At 65.1% G+C, this 9,262-nt stretch carries 8 protein-coding genes; 5 read left to right on the top strand and 3 right to left on the bottom strand.

Annotated features, from left to right (window positions below; all coding sequences use genetic code 11):
- Positions 1-126 precede the first annotated feature (126 nt).
- Positions 127-759, bottom strand: coding sequence for an NAD-dependent epimerase/dehydratase family protein (locus tag AC1VXC_RS08345; RefSeq protein WP_481539974.1), 633 nt, complete (start codon positions 757-759; stop codon positions 127-129).
- Between the two features lie 118 nt (positions 760-877).
- Here AC1VXC_RS08345 and AC1VXC_RS08340 point away from each other — a divergent pair, with 118 nt between their 5' ends.
- The 3 genes from AC1VXC_RS08340 (at position 878) to AC1VXC_RS08330 (ending at position 3,689) form a co-directional block, all read left to right on the top strand.
- Entirely contained in the window at positions 878-2,419 is a 1,542-nt protein-coding gene (locus AC1VXC_RS08340; RefSeq protein ID WP_313170937.1) for a diguanylate cyclase, read from the top strand.
- A gap of 66 nt (positions 2,420-2,485) precedes the next feature.
- Positions 2,486-3,022: an RNA polymerase sigma factor gene (locus AC1VXC_RS08335; RefSeq protein WP_481539973.1), complete on the top strand. Its 537-nt coding sequence runs from the start codon at positions 2,486-2,488 to the stop codon at positions 3,020-3,022.
- 4 nt (positions 3,023-3,026) lie between these two features.
- Positions 3,027-3,689, top strand: a complete 663-nt coding sequence (locus AC1VXC_RS08330) for a hypothetical protein (protein WP_481539972.1) — start codon at positions 3,027-3,029, stop codon at positions 3,687-3,689.
- Positions 3,690-3,842: 153 nt separating this feature from the next.
- Here the strand turns inward: AC1VXC_RS08330 and AC1VXC_RS08325 are convergent, their stop codons facing one another.
- Complete coding sequence (locus AC1VXC_RS08325; RefSeq protein WP_313170943.1) at positions 3,843-4,751, bottom strand: DUF808 domain-containing protein; 909 nt, start codon at positions 4,749-4,751, stop codon at positions 3,843-3,845.
- 143 nt (positions 4,752-4,894) lie between these two features.
- Here AC1VXC_RS08325 and AC1VXC_RS08320 point away from each other — a divergent pair, with 143 nt between their 5' ends.
- Positions 4,895-6,589, top strand: coding sequence for an ABC1 kinase family protein (locus tag AC1VXC_RS08320; protein WP_481527815.1), 1,695 nt, complete (start codon positions 4,895-4,897; stop codon positions 6,587-6,589).
- 224 nt (positions 6,590-6,813) lie between these two features.
- Here the strand turns inward: AC1VXC_RS08320 and AC1VXC_RS08315 are convergent, their stop codons facing one another.
- Positions 6,814-7,017 carry a hypothetical protein gene (locus AC1VXC_RS08315; RefSeq protein WP_481539050.1) on the bottom strand — a complete coding sequence of 68 codons (204 nt, stop codon included), beginning with the start codon at positions 7,015-7,017 and terminating at the stop codon, positions 6,814-6,816.
- 28 nt (positions 7,018-7,045) lie between these two features.
- Here AC1VXC_RS08315 and AC1VXC_RS08310 point away from each other — a divergent pair, with 28 nt between their 5' ends.
- Positions 7,046-9,145 (top strand): phosphoglycerol transferase I, encoded by a 2,100-nt coding sequence (locus tag AC1VXC_RS08310; protein ID WP_313170947.1) that lies wholly within the window; start codon positions 7,046-7,048, stop codon positions 9,143-9,145.
- Positions 9,146-9,262 lie beyond the last annotated feature (117 nt).

Genomic DNA, 9,262 nt, shown 5'->3' with positions numbered 1-9,262 from the left:
GTTGGGTGGTGGTGGTGTTTTTTCGGCGGGGCTTGCGCGGCAAGCCGTAGGCCCACCCAGACCCCCGGTTGGGCGGCCCACGCCGCTCCCACAAACCAACCAAGCCCAAGCAAGCTCAACCAGAACTCACACCAACTCCGCCGACCCAACCACCCGCACGCCCGGCTGCGGATCCAATACCACCTCCACCAAGGCGTCGGCAATCCGCGTGGCCGGATTGATGCGCCATGCGCGCGGCAATACCGGCGCCAGCCCCCCCAGCACCACGCTGGCCAGATGCTCGCCGGCTCGCCGTTCGACGCGGTCGCCGCCAATCAGGCCCGGACGCACCAAGGTCAATGAGGCAAACCCCAGCGCGCGCAGGTCCTGCTCCAGCTCGCCCTTGACCCGGCTATAGAACACCAGCGAACGCGGATTGGCACCGGCCGCCGAGTTCAAGGCAAACACCTCGCAGCCATTGGCACGCGCTGCGCGTGCAATCACCAGCGGATAGCCATGGTCGATCTGCCGGAAAGCCTCACGCGAGCCGGCCTGTTTCATCGTCGAGCCCAGCGCGCAGATCACCGCATCCACCTGCCAGCCCTGCGTCACCGTCGCCAGCGCGGCAAAATCCAGCACCGGATTGAGCAGCTTGGGGTCGGTCCGCGCCAGCGCGCGCCGGGTCGGTGCGATCACACCGCTGCAGCGTGGCTCGGCCAACAACCGCTGCAGTACCTGCGCCCCGACCAGACCGGTCGCGCCAGCCAGCAATACCCGCATGATGTGCTCCTGTGATCGGCTGCCATTCAAGCCCGCTGCTACCTTGCCGATAATGGGGCTTGGACACCACCTCCGGTTGCGCACGGGCGCAGCCACAACCCGCCCGGACCCCTGCGCAATGGCCGACAGCCCCGACGACTCCTCCACCTCCCGCAGCAGCGGGCTGGGCCGCATCCTGTCCCGGCGGTCCGCGCCGCAGGCGGCTGCGGCGGTCGAGGTGGTAGCCAACGGAGGCGGCGGCATGGCGATGCTGCAGCGCTTGTTCATCGGCGCCAACGCGCCCGAATCAGTACTGGCCGCCTTCGCCCAGGGCATGTGCACCCTGCCCGGTGAACTCGGTGACATGGGCCAACGCCTGCACAGCGCGCATGCCGAGCAGGACTGGGAACGCTACGGTCGCCTGCTGCGGCAATTGATCGACAAGTACATCCGTACCGTCGAACTGGAAGCCTCCCACACCCGCAACAGCCAGGCCGAGCAGCTGCGCGACATGCTGCGCGACACCCTCGGCGCGGTGCTGGCCAGCCTGATGCAGCAGTCGCCTGAGCTCGAACAGCAGGCCCAACGCATGGGCGAGGAACTGCGCAGCTGGCGCAGCGGCCAGCCCTTGCAGCCGGTGGCCATCCATCTGCGCGAACTCTGCCACCAGGTCGGCGTGCGCAGCAGCAGTCTGCAGGAACAGCGCGACCTGCTGCTCAACCTGTTCGACATGCTGCTGGAGAACATCTCCGAGCTGCTCGATGGCGACAGCTGGCTGCAGGGCCAGATCCGCTCGATCCGGCAGCTGCTGGCCGGGCCGCTGGACGCCAACTCGCTGGAGCAGACCCGCAACGACCTGCGCGAAGTGATCTATCGACAAGGGCTGCTGCGCGAAGGCATCGACCAGTCCAAGCAGGCGATGAAGGACCTGATGGTCGACTTCGTGACCCAGGTGGACGGCATGGTCACCGAAACCGGGGAATACCACGACCGCATCGCCAGCTATGCCGTCGCCGTGCGCCAGACCCGCAGCATCTCCGACCTCACCCAACTGCTGCAGGACGTGCTGCAGGACACCGCGCGGGTACAGGAGCAAGCTGCACGTGCGCGCGACCATCTGGCCAATGCCCGCGCCGAGGCCAAGGCCGCCGAGCAACGCGTGCAGCAGCTGGAACGGGAGCTGGAAGAAGCCGGCAGCCAGCTGCGTACCGATCCGCTGACCGGCGCCCTGAACCGGCGCGGCCTGGAGCAGCAGCTGGGCGAGCTGTTGGCCGACCACAGCACGCCACTGAGTCTGGCCATGATCGACCTGGACCACTTCGGCCAGACCAATGCCCGGCACGGCCACGCTGGTGGCGATCAGGCCCTGCGCCATCTGGTGGCGGTGACCCAGCAACGCCTGCGCGGTCGCGACTGCATCGCCCGCCTCGGCGGTGACGAGTTCGTGCTGGTGCTACCCGGGCTCAACCGCGCCGCCGCGCTGGAAACCCTGCAACAGCTGCAGCAGCAGCTGGCGCAACGCCCCTTCCTGCATGAAGAACAGCGCGTGCAGGTCCGCTTCAGCGCCGGCGTCGCCCAGGCCCTGCCCGGCGAAGCCCTGCAGGCCCTGTTGCAGCGGGCCGACCAGGCCCTGTATGCGGCCAAACGTGTCGGCCGCAACCAGGTGCTGCCCGCCAACTGAGTCACCCCGCAGCGGAAATCCGCCCGGGGCTGTGATATTTCCTGCGCTGGTGCGAATCACCCGGGCATGGACATCACTGCAACCGACCCCATCGTCGACCTGCAACACCGCTTTGCCCAGTTGCTGAGCCAGCACCAGGGCATCGTGCTCAAGGTTGCGCGTGGCTATTGCGCGCACCTTGAAGACCGCCGCGACCTGATCCAGGAAATAAGCACCCAGGCCTGGCGCGCCTTTCCAGGTTTCGATCCGCAACGGGCGCAATTCAGTACCTGGCTTTACCGCATCGCCCTGAACATCGCCATCTCCCAGCTGCGTGGCCGCGAACTGCGGCGACACCACCACAGCGAAGCCACGCTGGATGACGACCTCGCCAGTGTGGCCGACAACGCCGAAGACAGCGCCAGCCTGGCCCAGCTCAATACCTTGATCCAGCGCCTGTCGGCGCTGGACCGGGCCCTGCTGTTGCTGCATCTGGACGATTGCAGCCACCGCGAGATCGGCGATGTACTGGGCATCAGCGCCAGCAATGCCGCCACCCGCCTGCACCGGCTGCGCCAACAACTGCGTAGCCACTTCAATCCTGCCGACAGCGCACGAGACTGACACCATGGAACTCGACGAACTCAAGGCCAGCTGGGCACAGCAGGCGCAACGTATCGATCAGCTGGAAGCCTTGGCCCTGCAGGCCTGGCAGCAGCCGCGCAAGGCCGGTGTGCGGCGCCGGCTGCGCTGGTTCAGTGGTCTGCAGCTGGCTTGGCTGCTGGTGTGGATCGTAGTCACCGTGCTGGCGGCGAGTTTCTGGGTGGAGCACCGTCAGGTGCCGCAACTGCTGCTTACAGGGCTGGCCTTGCATGTGTACGGCATCGCTGCGATCTGGGTGTCGATCACCCGCGCCTTGTTGGCGATACATGCAGATGCTGCCGAGGCACCGGTGCTGATCCAACAGCAACGACTGGCGCGGCTACGCCGCTTCACCGCAATCACCGAACTTGGCCTGAGCCTGCCGTGGTTTTGGCTGTGGCTGCTGGCCCTGCAATGGGGCAGCGTGCAATGGCTGGGCCTGGATCTGTATGCGATGGCACCAGCGTGGTTCCTCGGCAGCTTGGGCTTTGGCGTGGCGTTGATGCTGGGCAGCATCGGAGCTGCCCGCTGGACGATGCGACGCTTGCCGGCCAGTCATCGTCTGCAACGCTTGCTGGACAGCCTGTCCGGGCAATCGTTGGCCCGCGCGCAGCAGCAGCTGCGGGAATTGGAGCAGGGCCTGCAGTGAACTGCGGCGGTGTTGCTGTCTTGTGGGAGCGGCGTAAGCCGCGAAGCTGGCAATCTTTCAGATACTGCCAACGTCGGCACCATTGCTGATGCCTGAAGCATTTCCTGCTTCGCGGCTTACGCCGCTCCCACAATCAAGGCAGAAATGCCGGCTTCAATCCGCCGCTTTCGCCCCGCGCATACGCTGGACCAGGGTCACCACGGTCAGTACCACTGCACCGATGATCACGCCCACCACCACGCTGCCCAAGGCATTGGCCAGCCATTCCAGATTGGCCGGTGCCAGGCCGACGATGAAATGATGCAGGGCCGGAATCGCGTGCACCAGGATGCCGCCACCTACCAGGAACATCGCCGCGGTGCCGGCAATCGACAGGCCGCGCATCAACCACGGTGTGGCATACAGCAGGCCACGGCCAAGCGCCGCCAGCGCGCGGCCCTTGTCCAGCAACCAGGCCCCAACGTCATCAAGCTTGACGATGCCGGCCACCAGGCCATAGACGAACACCGTCATGCCCAGTGCAACCGCAATCAGGGTCACAACCTGCTGACTGAACGGAGCGTGAGAGATCACCCCCAGCGACAGCACGATGATCTCCGCCGACAGGATGAAATCGGTACGCACCGCGCCCTTGATCTTGTCCTTCTCGAACGCGACCAGATCCACCTTTTCATCGGCGATGGCCTTCAGCCGCTCGGCCTTGTGCGCCTCATCCTCGTCCTTGGAATGCAGGAACTTGTGCGCCAGCTTCTCCACGCCTTCGTAACAGAGGAAGGCACCGCCGATCATCATCAGCGGGGTGATCGCCCACGGCAGCCATGCGCTGATCGCCAGCGCCGCCGGCACCAGGATCGCCTTGTTGACCAGTGACCCCTTGGCCACCGCCCACACCACCGGCAACTCGCGGTTGGCAGTGACGCCGGTTACCTGCTGCGCATTCAAGGCCAGATCGTCACCGAGCACGCCGGCGGTCTTCTTGGCAGCGACCTTGGTGAGGATGGAGACGTCATCCAGCAACGCGGCAATATCGTCGAGCAGGGCAAACAGGCTGGCTCCAGCCATGGGTCACCGTAAGGTCATAGGACAGGGGAAGGGGGATTTTCACTCATTCGTGCCCGCTTCGGTGCGCAAGCCCACGTATTCACCCCCCTGCAACCCCGCTGCGGCCACACTGCAGGCTCGCCCGCCTGGGAGAACCCCGCTTGATGGAACCGACCAGCAGTGACAGCCCGACCACCGTCGGCGGCCTCAGCCGACGTCAGCAGATCGTGCGCCTGCTGCTGCGCTACCGCCATTCCGGTGTGTTCTCCGGGATCTCGCTGGATGGCGAAATCCCGCGCCTGGGCCGGCCACCGGCCGCCGGCAACCCCACCCAGTTCGTTGCCGACCTGGAAGCGCTGGGCACCACCTTCGTCAAACTCGGCCAAGTGCTGTCGACCCGCCCGGACATGATCCCGCCCGAATACGTGGCCGCGTTGGAACGCATGCAGGAAAAAGTCGCGCCGATCCCGGTGGAACAGATCCGCGCGGTGATCGAGGACGAACTGGGCGCGCCGGTCAGCAAGCTGTTTGCCTGGTTCGACCCGCAGCCGCTGGGCAGTGCTTCCATCGCCCAGGTCCACCAGGCCGAACTGCACGATGGCCGGCAGGTTGCCATCAAGGTACAGAAGCCCGATGTCGCCGCCCAGCTGCGTTCGGATATCGGTGTGCTGCGCAGCTTCGCCACTGCCGCCGATCACCTGACCCGGGTCGGCCGCAAGGTGCGCTTCTCCGACTGGCTGGGCGAGTTCGCCAAGACCCTGCGCATGGAGCTGGACTACGAAGCCGAGGCTGCCAATCTGGCGCGCTTCGGCCAGCACCTGGCGCCCTACCCCGAACTGTGGATACCGCAACCGGTGTGGGACCTGTGTGGACGCCGGGTACTGACCATGGAACTGGTGCAAGGCGTGCGGGTGGATGCGATCCCGCCGGTACGCCGCACCGAGCAATCGATGGTGCCGCTGGCTGCGGCGCTGGTGCGGGGCTACCTCGACCAGATCTTCGTGCACGGCGAAATCCACGCCGACCCGCATCCCGGCAACCTGCGCGTCACCCCAGAGGGCCGGCTGGCGATCTTCGACCTGGGCATGGTCGCGCATGTACCACCGCGGCTGCGCCAACGCCTGCTGAAGGTATTGTTCGCCGCCGTGGATGGCCGTGGCGAGGAAGTGGCCGACGAGATCATCGGCATCAGTACCCGGCTGGAGGACTATGACGAGGAGCGCTACCTGCGCGAGACCGGGCAGATGATTGCCCGCTACGCCGCCAACGGCACCTTGTCCGAAGGCCATGTGGTGCTGGAGATCGTGCGCATCGCCACCGCCAGCAACCTGCGCACGCCACCGGAGCTGAGTCTGCTCGGCAAGGCGCTGCTCAACCTGGAAGGCGTGTGCCGCTTCCTGGCACCGGAGATGGAAACCCGCAAGGTTGTCGAACGGCAGCTGCAGCATGTGATGCGCGCACATTTCCGCAAGTCGTTCTCGGCGGCCAACCTGGCCAGCGAGGCGATGGAGCTGCAGCAGCTGCTGCGCAACGGGCCGCGCCGCATGTCCGACATCCTCAGCGTGCTGGCCGAAAACCGCCTGCAGATGAAGGTCACCGGCCTGGACGAATCGCGGCTGATGGAAAACATCCAGAAGGTGGCCAACCGCATTGCCGCCGGCCTGATCACCGCTGCCCTGCTGCTGTCCTCGACGCTGCTGATGCGCGTGCCTACCCGCTGGACGCTGTTCGGCTACCCCGCTTTTGCAATGCTGCTGTTCCTGCTGGGCGTGATCATCGGCCTTGGGCTCATCGTCAGCTCACTGCTGTTCGATCGGCGCACCAGAGCACGCGCCCGCGAAGAACGTGGCCATCGCTGAGTGTAGATGCGGCATCCGTAGCCCGGGTAAGCGCAGCGCACCCGGGAGCACATGGTGCATGCAGCAACGCACCGGCAGCGTGGATATGCGCTTGCCTTGAACGGGCGCAGAAAAGCGCCGGTCATCTCCCTTCAATCCATTGCCAGCCCCGGATGCGCTGCGCTTACCCGGGCTAGGTGGATGCATGAACAGTCCGATTGCAGCTTGAGAAGCGACAACAGAAGTTACCAACCACTGAAATCAGGTAAAAAGCACACTCTCTCACCAAAGATCACAGCATTCGGCGTGCCGCACATAACGCGCAGGTGATGATGAATGCTGCTGTGCCGTCCGAACATTTCAGTCAGGTTACGGCAGGCAAGATCCAGATGCTTCTGCCACAGCACTGAAACAACAGTCTGTAGAGCGATGACGGCCCAGGTCGTCACCCCCTGTCTCCGCTACCCACGTGACCGCATGCATTGGATCATCTGGCTGTCTCTGGCAGCACTGTTCGTATTGTTGATGTTGTCGCCCACCCTGGCGCGCTTGAAGGCTGGCCTGCTGTCACTGCTGCTGTTGGCGCTGAGCAGTTGGTGGCTGATAGACAAACTCAGTGGCGATGGCATCAATTCGGCCACGCTCTACCACCTGCGCAGCGACATGGAAGGCGCCGGTGTGGGTGACTTCAGCGCCTACATCATCGGCTTCATCGGCCTGGTAATCGTCTCGCTGACACCGCTGTTGTTGCTGCGCGTGCGTCGCCTGCAGCGCCCCCGTCATGGCCTGGCGGTGTTCGGCGGCTTCACCGCGTTATTGCTGACAACACTGCTGCTCAGCCCGCTGTACACCGATGGCAAGCGCATCTATCAGCAGATGCAGCCGGTGGACTACAGCGCGGTAGCGCCGGAATACCAGCTGCCATCAAAGGCGCTGGCGCAGCGGCCGAACATTGTCTGGATCTACGGCGAGAGCCTGGAACGCACCTATTTCAACGAAGACGTCTTCCCCGGGCTGATGCCCAACCTGACCCGGCTGGCCGGCGAAGGCCTGGATTTCCGCAACATCGCCTCCGCCGACGGCAGTGGCTGGACCATCGCCGGCCTGGTGTCGTCGATGTGCGGCGTGCCGCTGACCACCGCGCAGGGCGACGAGAACAGCATGGGCCGCATGGGCCGCTTCCTGCCCGAAGCCTTCTGCCTTGGCGACTACCTGAAGCAGCAGGGCTATAGCAACCACTACATGGGCGGTGCCAACGGGCAGTTCGCCGCCAAGGCCGACTTCCTCAACTCGCACGGTTTTGACGATGTGCGCGATCTGGAATGGTTCCAGCAGCAGAACATCGCCAAGCGCCATTTCTCCAACTGGGGCGTGCACGATGACGTGCTGCTGGAACGTGCCTACGAGCGTTTCCTCGAGCTCTCGGCGAGCGGCCAGCCGTTCATGCTGACCGCACTGACCATGGACACTCACCACCCGGCCGGGCATCTGCCGGTTGCCTGCAGGAACACGCGCTATCGCAGCGCACACGGCAATATCGGCCTGCTCAATGCACTCAAGTGCAGCGACCGGTTGATCTCGCGCCTGGTCGACCGCATCCGCAGCAGCGCATTCGCCGACAACACGCTGGTGGTGGTGGCCTCCGATCATCTGGCCATGCCCAATGACCTGAGCCATGTGCTGGAAAAGCAGAAGCGCGAGAACCTGCTGCTGTTCCTGGGCAACAAGCTGCAGCCGCAGCAGATCGTTGCGCAGGCGGGCACAACGCTGGACTCGGGCGCCACCGCGCTGCAGCTGCTGGACCCTGCGATCGATGCGATCGGCTTTGGCCGCTCGCTGTTGAAGCCGGCACCCGCGGCAAGCGCCAGCGTCGCGGCGACCAGCGGTGATACGAGGACCTACGCACGCTATAGCGCGTTCGCACGTTCGCTGTGGCTGGGCGAGCAGACCCGCATGTTGCGCCTGGACAACGACCAGGTACTGGTGGGCGTGCAGAAGGTGCAGCCGCCGGTGCTGCTGGAATACGACCAGCAGTGGGACTTGAAATCGGTGTACCTGGAAAACACCTCGCGCAAGTTCGAGGAGGCCGATCCGCAGCACCGCCTGGCCTATGTCGACCGCTGCACCGCGTTTGAAGATGGTTCGGCCGATGGCCAATGGTGTGCCTTGCTGCTGGACAGCGACCAGGGCATGCGCCTGTACCGCGATGCGCAGCTGCGCCGTGGCATCGCCGTGGATGCGCCGTTGCAGGCGTTCAGCGGGCCCCGTCCCAGCGTGCGCCAGTCACGCATGATCAGCCGCCAGCCGCGCCACACAACCCCCGGTCGTTATGTGCTGGAGCTGTATGCCGCACAACGCCCGCAGCGCGGCTTCTGGGTGGAAGCGGTGGCATCAAAGCGCAACGTGGTGGTGGCCCAGCAATGGGTGCAGCCCGATGCCGATGGCCGCATCCGCATGCCGCTGGGCGTGGACCAGGAGATCGACGACCTGGAGATCCGCGCCTGGTTGAACCATGCCGAGCAGTTGGCCGTCGACGACTATGCGCTGCTGCCGACCAGCGAGCATCCGCGGTCGTGATGAACATTCGTGCTTTTGTGGGAGCGGCGTAAGCCGCGAAGCTGGGCATGCTGCAGTGAACAGCATGCCCGCAATCTGAAAGACCATGAGCTTCGCGGCCTACGCCGCTCCCACATT

Source organism: Stenotrophomonas sp. STEN033, from assembly GCF_056856655.1.
Note: the sequence above shows the minus strand (reverse complement) of the source record. Positions and strands in the feature narration are given on the sequence as shown.